General features: G+C 69.8%; 7 protein-coding genes. All 7 read left to right on the forward strand.

The window, feature by feature from the left end; all coding sequences use genetic code 11:
• Nucleotides 1-20 precede the first annotated feature (20 nt).
• The 7 genes from ACGFI1_RS19765 (at nucleotide 21) to ACGFI1_RS19795 (ending at nucleotide 20,202) form a co-directional block, all read left to right on the forward strand.
• Nucleotides 21-2,684 carry an HAD family hydrolase gene (locus ACGFI1_RS19765; RefSeq protein ID WP_392786885.1) on the forward strand — a complete coding sequence of 888 codons (2,664 nt, stop codon included), beginning with the start codon at nucleotides 21-23 and terminating at the stop codon, nucleotides 2,682-2,684.
• Nucleotides 2,671-3,771: a class I SAM-dependent methyltransferase gene (locus ACGFI1_RS19770; RefSeq protein ID WP_392786888.1), complete on the forward strand. Its 1,101-nt coding sequence runs from the start codon at nucleotides 2,671-2,673 to the stop codon at nucleotides 3,769-3,771. The genes ACGFI1_RS19765 and ACGFI1_RS19770 overlap by 14 nt, the downstream gene beginning before the upstream one ends.
• Nucleotides 3,768-5,411: a DUF2142 domain-containing protein gene (locus tag ACGFI1_RS19775; RefSeq protein WP_392786889.1), complete on the forward strand. Its 1,644-nt coding sequence runs from the start codon at nucleotides 3,768-3,770 to the stop codon at nucleotides 5,409-5,411. Before ACGFI1_RS19770 ends, ACGFI1_RS19775 begins: the two co-directional genes overlap by 4 nt.
• Nucleotides 5,347-6,237 carry a class I SAM-dependent methyltransferase gene (locus ACGFI1_RS19780; protein WP_392786890.1) on the forward strand — a complete coding sequence of 297 codons (891 nt, stop codon included), beginning with the start codon at nucleotides 5,347-5,349 and terminating at the stop codon, nucleotides 6,235-6,237. Before ACGFI1_RS19775 ends, ACGFI1_RS19780 begins: the two co-directional genes overlap by 65 nt.
• Before the next feature lie 266 nt (nucleotides 6,238-6,503).
• The gene (locus tag ACGFI1_RS19785; protein ID WP_392786892.1) at nucleotides 6,504-8,543 is read left to right on the forward strand and encodes a hypothetical protein; all 2,040 of its coding nucleotides are present in this window, start codon (nucleotides 6,504-6,506) and stop codon (nucleotides 8,541-8,543) included.
• Between the two features lie 441 nt (nucleotides 8,544-8,984).
• A complete protein-coding gene (locus ACGFI1_RS19790) occupies nucleotides 8,985-13,121 on the forward strand; it encodes a LamG domain-containing protein (RefSeq protein WP_392786895.1) in 4,137 nt (1,378 codons plus the stop codon).
• 109 nt (nucleotides 13,122-13,230) lie between these two features.
• Nucleotides 13,231-20,202 carry an RHS repeat-associated core domain-containing protein gene (locus ACGFI1_RS19795; RefSeq protein ID WP_392786897.1) on the forward strand — a complete coding sequence of 2,324 codons (6,972 nt, stop codon included), beginning with the start codon at nucleotides 13,231-13,233 and terminating at the stop codon, nucleotides 20,200-20,202.
• The last annotated feature ends 14 nt before the right edge of the window (nucleotides 20,203-20,216 follow it).

Raw genomic sequence — 20,216 nt, forward strand, 5'->3', positions numbered from 1 at the left:
GCCAGGGGAGAGGTACGGCGTTGACCAAGCAGGAAGCCGGGAGCCCGTTGCTCGACAACGTGCGTCGCATCGTCGCCGACAGGGCGTGCTCCGTGCTGTCCCTGGACATCTTCGACACCGTGCTGTGGCGCCGCGTCCCCCGGCCCGCCGACGCGTTCGGTCTGCTCGGCTCCCGGCTGCGGGACGCGGGCCTGTGCCCGCCGTGGGTGACCGACGCGACGTTCCGCCGGATGCGCATCGCGGCTGAGGACGCCGCCCGCCGCGACCGCGGCACCCTCGGCCCCGAGGTCTCGCTGTTCGACATCTGGCGCGCCATGCCGGACGGCGTCTTCGGCCCGGTGCCCCTGGAGCAGCTCGTCGACGCCGAACTGCGGCTGGAACGGGAGCTCACCATCGTCGACCTCGACATCGCCGAGGTCGTGCGCGCGGCGCGCAAGCAGGACATCGAGGTCGTCCTGGTGTCCGACACCTACTTCACCGACGACCAGCTCGCGCGGCTCCTCGACCGCCCCGAGCTGGGCCCGATGGACTCCGTCCGGATCTTCCGGTCCAACCAGCACGGCACCGGCAAGGCGACCGGCCTCTGGGAGATCGTCCTGCGCGACCTCGGCCGCAGCCCCGAGCAGATCGTGCACATCGGCGACCACGAGGTCGCCGACCACGAGGTGCCGTCCGCGCTCGGCGTCCGCACGGTGCACTACCGGCGGCTCGACGACGCCTACCTGGACGTGCTGCGCCGCGAGAAGGAGCCCGTCCAGCCGTTCGGCGACCACGCCCCCGACCTGGACGACCGGTACGGCGACTTCGGCCTCACCAGCCTGCGCGCCAAGGCCGTCCACTCGGGGGTCCCGTTCACCACGTCGGCGCTGGACGTCGCGTGGCGGTACGGCGCCGGCGTGCTCGGCCCGGTGCTGACGGGGTTCGCCGAATGGGCGGCATGGAAGGCGCACGACGCCGGCACCCGCAGGCTGTGGTGCTCGATGCGCGAGGGCGAACTGCTCTCCCGGCTGATCAACGAGGCCGCGGCGGCACGGGGCTGGGACGTCCACGCCCGGCCCGTCTGGCTGTCCCGGTTCGTGACGTCGCTGGCGGGGCTCGACCCGCACGACACCGGTGCGGTGCACGCCTTCATCCGGTCCGGCTACCGGCTCACCGTCCGGCAGGCGCTGACCGTCCTCGAACTGCAGCCGGGCGACGTGCCGGGCCTCGCCGCCGAGCTGGACACCGTCATCGACAACGGCGACATCGCCGACCGTGTCGCCCGCGCGCTGACCGAGACCCCGCACCTGTGCAACCGGCTCGCGGTGACGGTCACCGCCGCCCGCGAACGCATGCTCAGGTCGCTGCGGGACGCCGGCGCCCTCGACGACCCGGAACTGACCCTCGTCGACCTCGGCTGGGGCGGGACGATCCAGCGGCAGCTCGCCCGCGCCCTGGAGATCGCGCGCATCGACGTCCGGGTGTCCGGCCTGTACCTGGCCACCGACAACCGCTCGGAGCGGGTCGCGCTGGCCGGGCTGCGCGCCGAGGGCTACCTGGCGCAGGCCGGGCACCCCGCGCACGTCGCCGCGACCATCACCCGCAGCCCGGAGATCGTCGAGCAGTGCGTCAACGCGCTGTGCGGTTCGCTGATCGGGTTCTCCCCGGACGGCGAGCCCGTCCTCGGCGACACCCCCGACGCGCCCTCGCAGAACGCCGAACGCCGCACCGTGCAGGACGGCGTCCTCGCCTTCCAGCAGCTGTGGAACCGCTACGTCGCCGCGTCCGGCGGGGACTGGCCGGACCTCGCCCGCCCGCCGGCCGCCCGCGACAGGCTCGCGCGGATCCTCGTGGCCGCGCTGGAGTCGCCCACCGCCGACGAGGCGTCCGTCTTCGGCAACTGGACCCACGAGGACAACTTCGGCTCCACCCTCGTCACGACCCTGCTGCCCGCCGACCTGAAACCCGCCGTCCCGTACCTGTCGCCCGGCGACCTCGGCGACCTGCACATGCGGGACTCGTTCTGGCCCGCGCTCATCGCCGCGTCCGACACCGGGCTCGGCGCCATGGTCCGGGCGATCACGGACGGCGCCATCGACCCGGAGGCGTTCGACCCCGCCGGCGAGCCGTACGAGACGCGGCTGCGGTACCGGACCGCCGACGACCGGTGGCACGAGCCCATCCGCCGCCGCGTCCGGATCAACCACAACGGGCTGTCGTTCGCCCGGATCGACTTCGAGCACCACGACACCGTCGACATCTCCCTGGCGATCCCCGGCCGCCCGGCGATCGTCCGCGTCGACTGGATCGAGGCCAAGGTCATCGCCGGCGGGCGCAGGCGAGAACAGGTGCTGCGCTGGGACAGACCGGAGGACTTCGTCGGCCTGCACTACGCCGACTGCCGGTACCTCGGCGGCAACCTCATGGAGTTCGACACCTCCTACGCGGCGGTATGGCTCCCGCTCGCCCGCCGCGCGGGGACGCCGACGGTGTCGTCCGCGCAGGTCACGATCGCGTTCGCGATGCTGCCGCAGTCGGCGGCCGGGATGGCGCCGCGGATGCCGGTCGACCGGCGGGCCGAGCGGGCCGCCCGCGCGGCGCGGCTCACCGAGCGGATGCGCGAGGAGTACCGGACGGCCGGCGTCAAGGGCGTCGCGGCCGGCGCCAGGCGAGTGGCGAGGAGGAAGCTCGGTGACGACCGCTGACCGCGGAGCCGGGGAGGCCGGGTCCCCCGCGGACCCGCACGCCCAGGCCCGCGCCGCCCGCGAGCAGCCGCTGCTGCTGCACTCGATGTCGGTGTTCCGCGAGCTGTTCGCCGCCGTCTTCGCGTGCCGGGAGATCCGCACGGTGGTCGAGGTCGGGGTGGAGTCCGGGCAGGTCAGCTCGCTGTACGCCGACCTCGGCGCGACCGTGCACTGCGTCGAGCCCGCGCCCGGCGAGGAACTGCGGGCCGTGCTGGCCGCCGACCCGCGGCTGAACCTGGTCGAGGGCCCGTCCCCGGACGTGCTCGGCGACGTGCCGGCGGCCGACCTGTACGTCCTCGACGGGGACCACAACTACGCGGTGGTCCGCCGCGAACTCGCGTGGATCATGGCGAACGCCCCCGACGCGGTGGTCGTCCTCCACGACGTCCTGTGGCCGTGCGGGCGCCGCGACTTCTACTACCAGCCGTCCCCGCTGCCGCCGGAGGACGTCCACCCGGCCACCGCCGACGGGCCGACCGTCTGGCACGACGACGTCACCCCGGCGGGCTTCGTCGGCGACGGCGTGTTCACCGTGGCCGCGCACGCGGGCGGCGAGCGCAACGGCGTCCTCACCGCCGTCGAGGACGCGCTGGCGGGGGCCGCCGACTGGCGGTTCGCCATCGTCCCCGCCGTGTTCGGGTTCGGGATCCTGATGAGGTCGGACGCCCCCGGCGCCGCCGAGATCTTCGACGCGCTGCGGCCGTACACGTCCGCGGAACTGCTCGCCGCGATGGAGAACAACCGGATCGCGCTCTACACCCGCGTCCTGCAGCTCCAGTACGAGGCCGAGGCCCGCACCGAGGACGCGAACCGGCTGGCGGAGACCGTCACCGCCCAGCAGCGCGAGATCGCCCGGCTCCGCGCAGAACTCGACCGATCCCGCGCCGAAACCGCGGCGAGCCAGGCGGAGGCGCGCCGGCTGCGGGACCAGGCGGCGCCGCCCGCCGTCGATCCCGCTCCCGCGTCCCAGGACCTCGGCGAGGCCGTGTCGCATCTCGGGCGCGCACTGTCCGCCAGAATCCTCAAGACGCCCGGCAGGCCGCGATGACCCCGCCGGACGCGACGACGTCCGAGCCGGGGCCGACGACGATTCCGGTCCGCCGGCTGCGGCTGCTCACGCTGCTGGCCTTCCTCGGCTTCTTCGCGGTCGGCGCCGGCTGGGCGATCGCCATGCCGTGGGACGGCGGACCGGACGAGCAGTCGCACATCACCCGCGCGGCGGGCGTCGTCGGCGGGGACTTCGCCGCGCCGCCCCGCTACCTGCCCCTCCCCGGGCTCGACGAGCCGCTCGCGGGGGCCTACCAGACGATCCCGGACGGCGTCGCCCGGCCGTCGCCGCCGTGCTTCGCCTTCAAGCCGGAGCAGCCGGCGAGCTGCGCGCACCACGAGGCCCCGGACCCCCGGCGACCAGTCGAGCGGTTCTCCACCGGCGCCGGCCGCTACCAGCCCACCTACTACGCACTGGTCGGCTGGCCGCTCAAATGGTGGCCCGATGAGACGGGCCTGCTCTTCGCCCGGCTGATCAGCGCGGCACTGTCCGCCGGGTTCCTGGCCGCGGCGGTGCACAGCGTGCTGGCCTGGTCCCGACGCCCGTTCCTGCTCGCGGGCCTGCTGGTCGCCACCACGCCGATGGCGCTGCATCTCGCCGGGGTCATCAACGCCAACGGGCTGGAGATCACGGCGGCGATCGCCATGTGGGCCGCGCTGATCCCGCTCGTCCTCGGGAACGGCCCTCCCGACCGGCGGCTGCAGATCCTGGCCGGGGTGGCGGCCGTCACCGTCGCGTGGGCGAGACCGGACGGGCCGCTGAGCGTCGTGCTCGCCTTGGCGATCCTGACCGCCACCGCCGGCCGCGCGCGCCTCGGCACGCTCGTCCGCGACCGCGGGTCCTGGGTCCTGGGCGGCGTCGCGACCGCGGCCTGCGCGCTCTCGGCGGTCTGGACGCTCGCGATGAAGTCCACCGAGCTCGTCCCCGTCCCGGGCGGGGCGGGGCTCGGCGCCGCCGACGCGCTGCGGGCGGTCGTCGTCGACAAGTCGTCGGCCTACCTGACCGGGATGATCGGCGTGTTCGGCTGGGTGGACGTCTCGATGCCCGTCGGCTACTACGCCGTCTGGTTCGCCGTGACGGGCTTCCTCGCGATCGCGGCGCTCGCGGTCGGCGGCCGGATCGACCGTCTGCGGCTGGGGCTGCTGGTGGCGGGCGCGTTCGCACTCCCGCTCTGGATGGACGTCCTGGGCGCCGAGGAGGACGGGATGATGGCGCAGGGCCGCTACATCCTGCCCACCGCGGTCGGCGCGGCGATCCTCGCCGCGTACGTCATCGACGAGCGCGGGCCGCTCACGACGCGGCCCGCCCGCTCGGCCACCGGGTGGCTGGCCGCGGCGGTCCTGCCCACACATCTCATCGGTCTCGCGTACACGATGATCAGGTACCAGCACGGCCTGTACGCCGACGTCCCGGCGGTCAACCCGCTGTCCGGGGAGTGGCTGCCCCCGCTCGGTCCGGCCACGGCCCTCGTGACCGCAGTGGCCGGGCTCGCCGCGCTGGGCGTGATGATCCGGCTGGCCCCCGGCTTCGCGGCGGGCTCGGAGCCCGCCGCGTCTCAAGGAGAGGGAACTGACAATGGCGGATTACGTCGCGACGGTGGCGATGCACCAGAGCACGTGGGGAGGCTTCCTCGAACCTGACCCGGCCTTGGAGGACGCCGAGAACCTCCACGAACTCCTCGGGATCCCCATCCTCAGCGGTCATCACGCCGATCTGACGGCCTTCACGGGCAGGAACGCGGTCTTCGACCGCATCGCGGCCCGGTCAGGGGACGTGAAGCTCGCCTACGAGGACCAGTGCAGCGCACAGCACTACTACGACGTCTTCGGCTGCGTCGAGCGGGAGCGGGGATCGCTGACGAGGCTCGTCGACGTCGGGGTCTTCATGGGCGGTTCGGGCGCGCTCCTCGCCGGATGCGTCGAACCGATGGGGCTCGAACTCGACCTCGTCGACGTCAACCCGGTGTTCCTGCAGTTCGCCCGTGAACGTATCCGCCGCATCTTCCCGCGGGCCATGGCGCGAGTCCGGATATTCCACGGCGACCTGCCGACCTACGCGGCGAACGTGCTGCGCGCGGAGCCGCAGACGCGCGCGCTGATCCACCATGACGGGGCGCACGACTTCAACCAGGTCGTCAAGGACCTGAGCTCCCTGTACTTCGTCCGCGACCGGGTCCAGGGCGTGGCGCTCCAGGACACCCACCTGCGGGGGGAGATCGGCTACTTCAACTTCGTGGACGCCGCCGTCTACGCCATGTTCGGCGTCGAGGTGAAGTACGACGCCCTGGGTGCTCGGTATGCGCAGGGGTCGCCGGTGACCGAGCCCAACCAATGGAACGGCAACTACTTCCTGGCCGATACTCCCGAGGGCATGTACGTCCGGTTCGACAGTGTGGAGTGGAAGTACCCGCACCCGTCGATGGAACTGGAGACGTTCCTCCCGGTGAAGGCAGACCCCGTCGGCTGATCCCCGTGCGCGCCCCCCGCATTGGCCGGGTGTGGCCAGGGGCCTGCGTGTATGTTGTCTGATCTTCGGCGCAGGTGGGCGTTGTGACCGGAATGTCGGGGATAGGGGTGCATCTAGGGAGCTGTTCCCTTGAACGAGAGGCAGTGAGGCGGGAAGGTCTTTACCCTGGGACATGCAGGTAACCGACCGCAGGAAAACCGAACCCGGCAACCCCGAGGCGTTCCCTCCACTCCCGCGACTCCCAGGGGTCTCTCGACGTGACGGACATGGCGAGCGGGTCCGCGATGGCGCGGCTCACACAGGCCGACCGCGTCCACGTGGGCTGGCGCTATGCACAGGTTCACCCCGATCCGGGGCCGCCTCCGGAGGCGCCCGAGCGGCCCGGCGGGGCACCGCTGCCGCCGCCGGCGCGGCGCCCCGGCGAGCACATGGCCGGCCGCCCGCTGCGGATCGCGGTCGGCGGCACCGTCGTCTTCATCGTCTTGTTCCTGGTGTGCGGGCTGCTCGGCGTGATCCCGTGGGCGTTCGCCGGGGTGGCGCTGCTGGCGTGCCTGGTCGTCCTCGGCATCACGGGCGGCGGGCTGTGGCGGGACGAGCGGGGCGTCCGTGAACGGCTCGCGCAGGAGCGGTTCGAGGACGAGCGGCAGCGCGCCGCGCAGGCGAGGGAGCGCGAGGCCGCCGAGAAGGCGTACGCGAAGGCCCGGGCCGAATGGGAGCGCAGGCAGGCCGCATACGAGGGGCAGCGCGAGTGGTACCCGGTCGCCGTCCCGCCCGGGGTCGACCGGCTGGACGTCGTCGGCGGCACGCTCGCCGGATGGTCGGCGGCCGTCACCACCATGGGCGCGGCCCGGCTCGCGGTGGGCGCGCGGCTCACCGTCATCGACCTGTCGGAGGGCGCGGTCGCGCATGACCTGCTGCGGCTCGCGGCGGACCGCGGCGACGACCCACTGGTATGGGTGCTGCCCGCCGACCTGCCCCGGCTGGACGTCACCCGGGGCCTGAACCGCGAGGCGCTGGCGGACGTCCTGTCGCTGGTCGTCAGCGCGGGCGAGGAGGAGGGCGGCACCCGGGACCTGTCGTTCGACAACTCCATCCTGGAGCGGCTCATCGAGGTCCTTGGTCCGGACGCCACGATCCCGCGGATCACGGCGGCGCTGCGCGTCCTCGCCCAGGTCGGCGACCCGCGCGAAGACCTCCGCAAGGGGCTGCTGAGCGACGAGCAACTGGAGCGCATCGCCACCCTCTTCGGCCGCGACGCGACGGACCGGATCGTCGTCCGGCGGGCGTGGGCGCTGGAGGCGCAGCTCCGGAAGCTGGAGAAGCTCGCGACCGAGCCCGTGCGGCTGCCGCCGTCCAGGCTGCACGTGGTGTCGATGGACCGCCGCGCGGGCGTCCTCACCAACCGCATCCTCGGAACCTACGTGACGACCGCGCTCACCCACCGGATCCGGGAGTCCCCGCCCGGCGGACGGTGGGACCACACCCTCTTCCTCTGCGGAGCGGAGAAGCTGCGCGGAGACGTCCTCGATCGCCTCATCGACGCGTGCGAGGCGACCGGAACCGGCCTCGTGCTTATGTACCGGTCGATCCCCGGGCACGTGCGGGAGCGCCTCGGACGACGGGGCCACGCCGCCGTCGGCTTCATGCGGCTCGGCAACCCCGAGGACGCGCGGGTCGCCGCCGAGCACATCGGCGCCGGGCAGCCGCTCCTCGTCGCGGAGATCACCGACGCGGCCGGGGAGACGCTGTTCGACGTCGCGGGGGAGACCTACGCCAGCACGGTCGCGTTCGCGCGCCCGCGCGGCGACGGCCTCACCGACCCCGTCTGGTCGCCGCTGCCGGCGCCGGCCGCCGACGACTCCGTCCTGGTCGAGGGCATCAGCTCCGCGACCGCGTGGGGCCGGACAGTCGCCGACCGCCGATCGGACAGGCAACGCTTCCGTGAACTGCTCGTCGAGCCGCCGCAACTGCAGGAGCTGCCGCCGACCGCGATGGTGTTCACCCACTCCGGCGCCAGCGGCCGCCGCACGCTGCTCGTGGACGCCAACCCCGGCATCATCACGCTGCCGACCGCGCATTCGATGGAGTTCGAGGAGTACCTCCGCGAGCAGCAGCGAGAACCGCTCCCCGAGGCCGAGGACGACGCCCTAGAGGAGCCGCGCGCCGCCGCAGACCCGCCGGAGGTCCCCGCACCCCGCCGCACGGCCCGTCACGCACTGCCCCGAGGTGCATCGCGCCCGGCGCGGATCGTCCCCCCACTGAGACCCAACGGCAAACACAAGGCCGACCCACCGTCGTCCACCTGATCTCCGTCAACCACATCGCGCGCCGATATAGCGGGTTGACGGGTTGTGTCAAGGTGCAATTATCTACCCAGGTGGACATGGGCACTTCTGGACACCCAAATCCCTTGATTCTCCGAGGCGGCTGGTCTAGCCGGATCTGTTTGGCGTGGTGAAGATCATCGTTACGCGGCCGTCGAGTAGCGCAGCGTCATCTTTCGGGCGGTGGCGATTAGGACAAGACGCGCTGCGCGCCCTGTCTGGTTTACCCGCTCGTCATGTGATCTGAGTCACGGCCGGTTGGTTGTTGTGGGGGGTCTTCCTGGAAGTTGATCAGCGGGTTACCTTAAGGCGGCTTTAACAACCCTTTATGTGTGGGGGTTCTTTATGGGTCGCCGTCGGGCGGTTGATGGTGCGCGGGGTGCGCGGTTGGCGTTGTGGCGGCGCCCGATGTGGTCGGCGCGGTTGGCGGCGTTGGTGCTGGTGGCCGGTGTGGTGCAGGCGCCTGGCATCGCGTCCGGGGCACCGGGTGCGGTAGCGCGTGCGGACGCGCCGAAACCGGCCGCGCCGGCGGGGGTGGCGACTGAGCGGGAGGCGGTCGCGGCGGCGGCGCGGTCGGGTCGGCCGGTGGAGGTCTTGTCGCAGCGGGGTGAGTCGCGGACGGTGCGGGCGCTGCCGAACGGGCGGATCGAGGTCGAGCAGCGGCTGCAGCCCGTGCGGACCCGCCGGGGCGGCAAGTGGGTGGACATCGACACCACGCTGCGCCGCTCGGGCGGTGGGGTGGTGCCGGCGGCGACCACGGTGGGGCTGGTGTTCTCGGCCGGTGGGGACGGCCCGATGGTGCAGATGACCCGGGCCGGGCACCGGCTGGCGTTGTCGTGGCCGGGACGGTTGCCCGAGCCGGTGCTGGAGGGCGACACCGCGGTGTACGCGGGTGTGGCCGGGCCGGATGTGGACCTGCGGCTCCAGGCCCGCGCGGACGGCTTCTCCCACGTCCTGGTGGTCAAGACACCGGAGGCGGCCAAGGACCCCCGCGTGGCGGAGTTGGCGTTGAAGGTCTCAGCCGACCGCCTCACAGTCCGGCAGGCGCAGAACGGGGTGCTGACCGCGGCCGACAGCGGGTCGGGTTCGGCGGTGTTCGAAGCACCGACCGCGCGCATGTGGGACTCCTCCCAGGCTGATCCGAAGGCTTCGCGGGCGCGTGCCGCGGACCCGGCTGCCGACCCTGCCGAGGGCCCGGCCGACGGCGCCAAGACCGCCCGGCTGGGGGTGGCGGTCGGCAAGGGCAAGCTCACCCTCACCCCCGACCGTGAACTGCTCACCGCTGCCGATACCCGGTTTCCGGTGTTCATCGACCCGGTGTGGACGACCAGTAAGGCCACCAGCTGGGGCATGGTGTCCTCGGGCTGGCCGGATGAGTCGTATTACAAGTTCGATGGGAAGTCGACCGAGGGTGTGGGCCGCTGCGAGGTGGCCAAGGATCCCAACTGTGTGAAGAACCAGACCAAGCGGCTGTTCTTCCGGATGCCGCTGCCGTCGATCAAGGGCCGCTACATCCAGAACGTGGAGTTCACGGCGTTCGAGACCAGTGCCTACAACTGCAGCAATCCGACGTCGGTGCAGTTGTGGCGGACGACGGCGCTGAAGTCGTATGCGACGTGGAGCAACACCAACACCTCGTCGGTGTGGCTGGAGCATCTGGCCTCGCGGGATGTGGCGTACTGCTCCAGGGCGCCGGTGGAGTTCGGCGGGGCCAAGCTGCGCTCGCATGTGCAGAGCGCGGTGAACGCCGGGAATTCGACGATCACCTTCGGGTTGCGGGCCTACAGCGAGTCGACGATGGACTGGTGGAAGCGGTTCGCCGATGACGCCTACCTGAAGGTGCAGTACAACAACCCGCCGCTGCAGCCCGACACCGACACCATGTTCGCCAACCCCGGCACCAAGTGCCTCCCCAGCGGGCAGCAGCAGACCGTCAACGACCTGTCCACGGTGTACGCCTACCTCAAGGATCCCGACACCGAGGACAAGAACAAGGTGCAGGGGCAGTTCACGCTGCACTGGGCCAACAAGGCCGACGGGTCGGACTGGGGCCCCAAGTGGACCTCCTCCCTCACCCCGGCCAAGACGTCGGGGAGCCGGTTCTCGGTCACGTTGCCGTCCACCATCCCGCAGCGCACCAAGATCGGCTGGGGTGTGCGCGCCTGGGACGGCGAGCAGTGGGGCCCCTGGTCCTACGACGGCGCCCAGACCGGCTGCTACTTCGTCTACGACCCCGCCGTCCCGGCCAAACCCACCATCACCTCCACCGACTATCCGGCCGATGACAGCTGGCATGGCGGGGTCGGCCAGGCGGGCACGTTCACCATCTCCGACTCCGAAGGTGTCGCCGACCGGTACGTCATCACCCTCAACGACGAACCGGCCCGCACGGTGACCACCACGGCCGGTGCGGCGCGGCAGGTGCAGATCGCGCCGACGCGTTCGGGTCCGAACGTGCTGACGGTGCAGGCGTTCGCGCCGTCCAACCAGAACGGGTCCACGGTCTCGTATGAGTTCCGGTCGAACACGGGCACCGAGCCGGTGGCCACGTTCACGATGGACGAGGGCGCCGGGTCGTCCGAGGTGACCTCGACCGGTCCGGGGCGGCCGGCGTGGCTGCACGGTGCGGCAACCCTGGGCGGGGCGGGCAAGAACGGCACCGCGCTGACACTGGACGGGACGACCGGGTACGCCGAAAGCAGCCTGCCCGCCATCGACACCACCCAAAGCTTCACGGTCTCGGCATGGGCGAAGCCGGACCAGACGAAGATCGGCGACCTGGTCGCGCAGCTCGGCAGCTACCAGGGCGGCTTCTACCTGGGCATGGAGCCCAACGGGCATGCCGTGCTCAAGTGGCCGACCACCGATACCAATGACGGCGGCGGTGTCTGGCAGACGGCGACGGACGATGTGCCGCTTCCCCTCGGGCAGTGGAGCCACCTGATCGGTGTGTACGACAAGAGCGCCGCTGAGACACGGCTCTATGTGAACGGCGAGCTCCAGGCGACGAGGAGCAGCGTCACGCCCCTGGAATCGCATGGTCCGCTGCACATCGGCCGAAGCCAGTACAACGGCTTCGTCGTCAACAATTGGCCGGGAGCGATCGACGACGTCCGGGTGTTCGACCAGGCCTTGTCCGGCACTCAGGCTCAGCAGCTAGCCGGCGGCACCGTCCCCGCGGGCGCGGGTCTGGTGGCGGACTGGAACATGGACGAGCCGGCGGGCAATCCCGTGGTCTACAGCCCGGTCGCGCCGTGGAAGGCCACCCTGCACAACGGGGCGACGCTCGGGGCGGCGGGGCAGGTGAACACCGCGCTGCAAACGGACAACACCGCACAGCAGTACGCGGCGACCGAACGGCCGGTCGTCAACACCATGCGGAGTTTCGCGATATCGGCCTGGTTGAAGGCCGACGGCAGCGCCACCTCACCCACCAACAATTTCACCGCCGTCTCGGCGCGCGGCACGTCCAAGAGTGGGTTCTACCTGAAGTACGTGGCCGGCACGGGCCGGTGGGTGTTCGCTCGAACCGCGCAGGACAGTGATGATCCGGGCTGGTACCAGGCCACATCGAAGGATCTAGCGCAGACCGATGAGTGGACGCATGTCGTCGGGGTGTACGACGACATTTCCAAGCGCCTGCGGATCTACGTCAACGGTGTACGCGGCACCGACAGCCCCGAGGTCACCTCACGCTGGCAGGCCACCGGCGGCCTGGAAATCGGACGCTCCCAATGGGGCGGCAACCCGGTGGACCACTGGGCCGGCGAGATCGACGACGTGCGGGTTTACGACCGGATCGTCGGTCAGCAGGAGGCCGAGGAGATGGTCACCCAGCACCCGGTCCTGAAGGCCCGGTGGCTGCTCAACTCTGACGGTTCGGGTGAGACCAAGGACGGTGCGGGGCCGGGTCTGGTGCTGCACAACGGTGCGTTCATCGATCCTGCGGCCGGGTTCAAGGGCTGGGCGTCGGCGGCGGGACTGAAGCTGGACCCTGCGGTGAAGGCGTTCGCCGAGACGACCGGTCCGGTCGTGGCGACCAACGAGAGCTTCACGGTCGCCGGGTGGGTGCGCAACGACGGGCGGCCGCTGGCGCCGGCGACGGTGATCTCCCAGCCGGGTGCGGCGACGAACGCGTTCGCGCTGCGCTATGTCCCTGGCGAGGATCCTGAGGAGCAGGGCGTCTGGCAGGTGGTGATGCACAACTCCGATGAGGGGTCGGCGACCGGGTTGACGGCGTCGCATTCGGGGTTTGTGGTGCAGGACTGGTCGCATGTGGCGGTGGTGTACGACGCGTTGCGCGACCGGGTCAGCCTGTACGTGGACGGGCAGTTGGAGCAGACCGCCGACAGCGTGTCCCAGCAGGACCAGGTGATCGGGTTCGAGGCCAAGGACAACGGCGGACTGCAAGTCGGCCGCACCAAGTTCGGCGCCACCGACGGCACCGAGTACTGGACCGACGCCATCGACGACATCTGGGCCTACCAGGGCGCCTTGACCACCGAACAGATCCAGATGCTGGCCGGTGGAGCCGAACTCCCCACCGACGACGGCCCCTAGCCACGGCGTCCGCCGCTGCGCCCTGTGCGCAGCGGCGGACCGCCCCTGACCCCTGACCGATTCTCTTCTGCTGATCGCATGATGCCCCCCGAGCCATGGGGCGGTGGCGATGGAGGACGTCGTGAACGCAGGCCGCAAGAGGCTGGTACTGGGATCGCGCCGGGCCGTGACCGTGGTCGCGGCCGTGGTGGCGATGGCGATGCCGGCCGGGCTGCTGTCAGTGCCACCGGTGTTGGCCGACCCGCCCAACTCCCATCGCCCCAAGGTGGCCAGTCATGAGAAGCCGGTGCCCGGCCACGACCTGAAGGTCCGGCCCCGCAAGACCGACCCCTCCCAGCCCGGGCCCGCCGCCAAGGCCGCGTGGCCGAAGCCGGGAGCCGCCGAGGTCACCGTCCCCTCCGACACCAAGGGCTCTGGTGCACGTGCGGGCACGCTCCCCGTGCGGGTGTTGGCGCCGGGTAAGCAGGCCCGCGCAGCGCGGGCCGTGCCGGCGGCGGACCGAGTGCGGGTGCAAGTCCTCGACCGGCAGACCACCCAGCGACTCGGGGTGGACGGTCTGGCCTTCACAGTGGCGCGCACCGATGCCGACGCCTCGGGCAGGGCGAAGGTCCAGCTCGACTACTCCACATTCGCGCAAGCATTCGGCGGTGCCTACGGCGCTCGGCTGCGCCTCACCCAACTCCCGCAATGTGCCCTGACCACCCCCGACAAGCCCGAGTGCCGCACCGGTGAGCCGGTGACGACGGACAACGACGGTGCCTCCAAAACCCTGACCGCCGAAGTGGAGGCCGCCCCGGCCAGTACCACTTCCGCGAACGCGACACTGCTGGTGGCTGCGGCTTCCTCCGACAGTTCTCAGGGCGACTACGGCGCCACGTCACTGGAGGCGTCAGCGACTTGGAGCGCTGGCAGCAGCAGCGGTGACTTCACGTGGTCGTACCCGATGCGGGTGCCGCCCGTCCCCAGTGGCCTGGCGCCGAACGTCGAGCTCTCCTATTCCTCCGGCAGTGTGGACGGCAAGACCGCCAACACCAATGGGCAGCCGTCCTGGGTGGGTGAGGGGTTCTCGCTGTGGCCGGGCTTCATCGAGCGGCGCTACAAGTCGTGTGAAGACGACGATGCACCGAAGGACGAGTACGGCAACTCGCCTGGGGACCGGTGCTGGGGTTACGACAACGCGACCGTCACGTGGAACGGCAAGGGCGGAGAGCTGATCAAGGCTTCCGACGGTTCGTGGCGAACAGAGGGCGACGACGGAACCAGGTACGAGAAGCTCACCAGCTCGACCAATGGCAACGGTGACGACAACGGGGAGTACTGGAAGGTCACGACCACCGACGGCACCCAGTACTTCTTCGGGCTGAACCGGCTCCCCGGCTGGGCGAGCGGGAAACCCGAGACCAACTCGACGTGGACGGCGCCGGTGTTCGGCGACGACGCCGACGAGCCGTGCCACGATTCGTCGTTCGCGGGGTCGTGGTGCCAGCAGGCGTACCGGTGGAACCTGGACTATGTCGTCGACCCGTCCGGCAACGCCATCAACTACACCTACGGCACCGAGACCAACCACTATGGCCGCAACCTCAAGCCCGAGGACGAGACCCCCTACATCCGCGGCGGCTACCTGAAGACGATCTCCTACGGGCTGCGCAAGGACGCGCTGTTCGCCAAGGCGCCGGCGCAGGTCGCCTTCACCACCTCCGAGCGCTGCATCCCCGACGACAACTTCGACTGCGACCCGTCCAAGATCGGCAGCAACCCCGACAAGTGGTGGGACGTCCCCTGGGACCTCAATTGCAACTCCGGCCAGGAATGCAAGGACACCCACGGCACCAGCACACCCACCTTCTGGTCCCGTAAGCGGCTGACCAAGGTCACCACGCAGATCCTCAAGCCGGACGCGTCCGGGTACCGGCCGGTGGACTCCTGGGCTCTGGACCACGAGTGGAAGTTGGCCGACATCGAGCGCGACCTGGTGCTGAAGGAGATCGAGCACACCGGGCACGCCGCCACCGACGGCAGCGCCCCGGTCACCCTGCCCAAGGTGACGTTCAACCACGTCCAGATGGACAACCGGCTGGACAAGACCGGCGACGACATCCTGGCCTACACCCGCTACCGGCTCGGCGCCATCTACGACGAGTCCGGCGGGCAGATCGACATCGCCTACTCCGACCCCGACTGCACCCTGGCCAACCTGCCGACACCCGAGACCAACACCACCCGCTGCATGCCGGTCATCTGGACACCGCCCGGCCGGGAAGACCCCATCACCGACTGGTTCCACAAATACGTGGTCACCTCCGTCATCCAGACCGACCGCACCGGGCTGGCCCCCGACATGGCGACCAAGTACCAGTACCTGGGTGGCGCGGCCTGGCACTTCGACGACGATGACGGGCTGACCAAGGAGAAGAACAAGACCTGGTCGCAATGGCGCGGCTACGGCCAGGTCCGCACCCTCACCGGCGACTTCGACAACCCCGCCGCCCAGACCGACACCTTCTACCTGCGCGGCATGGACGGCGACCGCAAGAACAAAGACGGCGGTCAGAAGAGCGTCACCGTCTCCGACGGTGAGGGCGGCACCTACACCGACCACGACGCCCTCGCCGGGTTCACCCTCAAGACCGTCGAGTACCCCGCCCCCGGCGGCAGCGTCCACAGCAAGACGGTGAACACCCCGTGGCGCGCGCAGACCGCGTCCCGCACCCGCTCTTGGGGCACAGTCACGGCGAATGTCGTCGCGGTCGACACGACCCGCACGTGGACGGCCAAGGACGGCGGCGGCTGGACCGAGACCAAAACCGACAACAGCTTCGTGAGTTCCGGTCCGGGCGTTGGCCGAACGACGTCTGTCAACGATCTCGGAGATACCAGTACCAGTAGCGACGACAAGTGCACCCGCACCACCTACGCCGACAACACCGGCGCCTGGATGGTCTCCTACCCGTCCCGGGTCGAAACCGTGTCGGTCGCCTGCACCGCCACCCCGAACCGTCCCGCCCAGGTCGTCTCCGACTCACGGACCTACTACGACAACGGCGCTTACGCTGAGGCCCCGTCCGAGGGCCAGGCGACCAAGGTCGAGAAGCTCTCCGGCTATAACGGAGGCACCCCGCAGTACATCACGCAGGCCACCACCGTCTACGACGACTTCGGTCGCGCGACCGAAGTCAAGGACGCGCTGGGGCAGGCCACCACCACCGCGTACACCGACACCCAGGGCCTGACCACCCTGACGCGGGTCACCACTCCACCGGCCACGCCTGGAAACGCATCGACGGCCCTCACAACAAGCCAGCAACTGGATCCTGCCTGGGGGCAGCCGACTCGCACCACCGATGCCAACGGACTGAGCACCGACCTGGTGTACGACGGATTGGGCCGGTTGCGAAAGGTGTGGCTGCCCAACCGCTCCAAGGCCAACGGCCATAAACCCAACCACGAGTTCGAGTACCAGGTGGCCGAGGGACAGATTGTCGCGGTCACCACCAAGGCCCTCACCGCCGGCGGTGGGCAGCGCATCGCCAGGGTCGAGTTGATGGACGGGTGGCTTCGTCCTCGGCAGACCCAGGTGCCCGCCCCGGCCGGACGCCTCATCAGCGACACCTTCTACGACACTCGCGGGCAGGTGGCCAAGTCCTACGCGGCGTACCCGGCCGCAGGCGCTCCCGAGACCGCACTGTTCGGGGTCGGCACTCCCGGCAACGTCGAGACGCAGACCCGCACCGAGTACGACGGCCTGGGCCGCAAGACCATCGAGAAGGCGATGAAGGGGAACGGGTCGCAGCCCGAGCAGGAGCTGTGGCGCACCACCTACTCCTACGGGGGCGGCAACCGCACCTCGGTCACCCCGCCCGGCGGCGGCACTCCCACCGCGCAGATCACCAATGCCCGCGGTCAGGTGGTCGAGCGGCGCCAGTACAAGGCGGCCACCCCGACCGGGGAGTTCGACGCCACCACCTACACCTACACCCCGGCCGGCGAGATCGCCTCGGTCACCGACCCGTCCGGCAACACCTTCACCACCACCTACGACGTGCGCGGCCGCAAGACCAAGACCACCGACCCCGACAAGGGCACCACCACCTTCACCTACGACGACCTCGACCGCGTCACCTCCACCACCGACGCACGCGACAAGAAGGTCTTCACCACCTACGACGGTCTGGGCCGCAAAACCGCGACCCGCGAAGGCGCCGCGGACGGGCCACTGCTCACCTCCTACACCTACGACACGGTCACTGACGGCAAGGGCAAACTCACCAAGTCGGTCCGGCACCACGACGGCGCCCAATACGTCAACGAGATCCGTGGCTACGACGAACTTGGACGGGTCGAAGCTGCCACCGTCACCGTCCCCGCTCAGCAGGGGCCGCTAGCAGGGACGTACCTGTTCTCCACCGCCTATAGCCTCGACGGCACCGTGCAGAGCAGCAGCCTGCCCGCCGCCGGCGGGCTGCCCACCGAGACCGTCGTCAACACCTACGACACCTGGCAGCGGCCCACCCGCATGGCCAGTACCAAGGGCACCTACGTCAACGACACCGTCTACACCCCCACCGGCAAGCCCTCGATCATCGAGATGGGCACCGCACCGAAACGGGCCTGGCAGACCTTCGGCTACCAGTACGGCACCCAGCGACTGGACACCGCCAAGACCTTCCGCGAGGGCATCGACGGCAACGACCGGTACGCCACCTACCACTACACCGACTCCGGCATCATCACCTCCATCACCGACGACTCCCGCGACGGCGTCGACAACCAGTGCTTCACCTACGACCACCTCCAGCGCCTCACCCACGCCTGGACGCAAGGCACCACCGATGTCTGCGCCACCGAACCCACCGCCTCGGTGCTCGGCGGCCCCGCTCCGTACTGGCAGAGCTTCGCCTACGACAAGGCCGGCAACCGCACCGGCGAAACCCGGCACGGAATCGGCGGCACAACCGACACCACCCGCACCTACACCTACGCCCCCGCCGGACAGGGCAACCGCCTCACCCAGGTCACACAGACCGGCCCCACCGGAAACCGCACCGACACCTACGGCTACGACGACACCGGCAACACCACCCAACGAACCATCGGCTCCGGGACCCCGGGCGCAGGCCAAACCTTCGAATGGGGGACGGAAGGCGAGCTGTCCAAGGTCACCGAGAACGGCAACGACGAAACCTACGTCTACGACGCCGACGGCAACCGCCTCATCCGCAAGGATCCCGCCGGTGCCACGCTCTACCTGCCGGGCGGCACCGAACTGCGCGCCCTGAGCGGCGCCACCACCGCCACCGGCACCCGGTACTACACCTTCGCTGGCCAGACCGTCGCGATGCGCACCTCCGGCGGCACCATCACGTACCTGAGCGCCGACCATGCCGGTAGCGGCCAGGTCGCCATCAATGCCACCACACAGGCGAGCACAATCCGCCGTTTCACCCCCTTCGGATCGATTCGTGGCTTTGACGAGGACGCCACCTGGCCGAACGACAAGGGCTTCGTCGGCGGCACCCAAGATCCCACGGGCCTCACCCACCTCGGCGCCCGCGAATACGATCCCGACACCGGCCGCTTCATCTCCGTCGACCCCCTCATGGACCAGGCCGACCCCCAGCAGATGAACGGCTACACCTACGCCAACAACAGCCCCATCACCAACAGCGACCCCGACGGGAAGATGTGCCGCCGCATTGGTGGATACATGGAGTGCTCCAACGGAGACGGAGTCGACCGCCGACCCACCAAGCACGGCTACTCCGTCTACGACCGCAAGGGAAGATGGGTCAGTTCGACCAGCCCATGGGGCGTGCTGACCCGCCACGGGACGAGCGCCCCGAATTATCCGCGGGGCATGAAACTCCCACCAGCGACCATGCCACGAGACGAGCGGCAGATCGCCCTCCGCTCCGTCATCACCCAAATGATGGGGATCGCTAAAACCGTCCCTGAACTGCAGCGCTACAACCAGGCCAAGAATGCCTTCTGCGCCGAGTTCGTTACTGATGTGCTCTGCGGAGACATGGGCGGCCCAAGTGCACATACCCTCCTAGACATTTTCGGAATAATGCCTTACGTCGGACCCGCCGCAGACGGCGCGAATGCCATCTACTACGGGCTGGAGGGCAAGCCGGGCGAAGCGTCCTTCTCCTTGCTGTCCGTGATACCGATTCTCGGAGATATCGCCGGAGCGGGAAAAGTTGGAGTCAAGGGATCGAAGGCACTCAAGGCGGCGCGGTCGCTCGGAATGTGCAGCAGCTTCGTGCCCGGAACGCAAGTGCTCATGGCGGACGGTGCAAAGAAGCGGATCGAGGATGTCAAGGTCGGTGACAAGGTTCTCGCCACCGATCCGGAAACCGGTAGGACCGAAGCGCAGCCCGTACTCGGAACAATCGTCAGTGCGGGCGAAAAGAATCTCATTCAGATCGCTGTCGACGCGGAGGCTCCCGCCCTCGGCTGGATGACCGGTGAAGCATTCGGACCTGCGACTGCGGCACCCCTCGTCCTTCAGAAGTCGAAGAGCGGCGTGCTCATCGCCACCGACAACCACCCCGTCTGGGTCGCCGGCGACGTCAACGCCTGGGTCGAGGCGGGCGATCTCGAACCCGGTATGTGGCTTCGTACCGGTGCCGGAACCTACGTGCAGGTCGCCGCCACTGGAAGGCGGGCCGTCGAACACCAGCGCGTCCATAACCTCACCGTCGCCAACACCCACACGTACTATGTGGCAGCGGACGGTGCGCCGGTCCTCGTGCACAACGCCGATCAGTCGTGCCTGGTGATGTCCTCGATCGTCAGCGAGGATCCCCTCCTGGTCAGGGCCGCGCAGAGGGCGGGCAGGGATCAGACGGTGCAGCGCGAGATGGACAACCTGTTCAGGCAGCTCGCGAATGGGAACATGAACCCGGGGATCGGAACCAGCGCGCTTGAAGGCACCGATGTCTACTATGCGCGCGGCGCGAATGGGGCGCGTCTGTTCTTCAGGAACGTGGAGGGAGGCGTTCAGGTCGTCGGCAAGGCGGATAAGAAGAACGAGCAAAGGGTAATAAACAGGCTGTTGGAGATGTATGGCGAGTAGTCCATTCCATGTGG

Source organism: Actinomadura geliboluensis, assembly GCF_043197915.1.
GTDB classification, from domain to species: domain Bacteria; phylum Actinomycetota; class Actinomycetes; order Streptosporangiales; family Streptosporangiaceae; genus Spirillospora; species Spirillospora geliboluensis.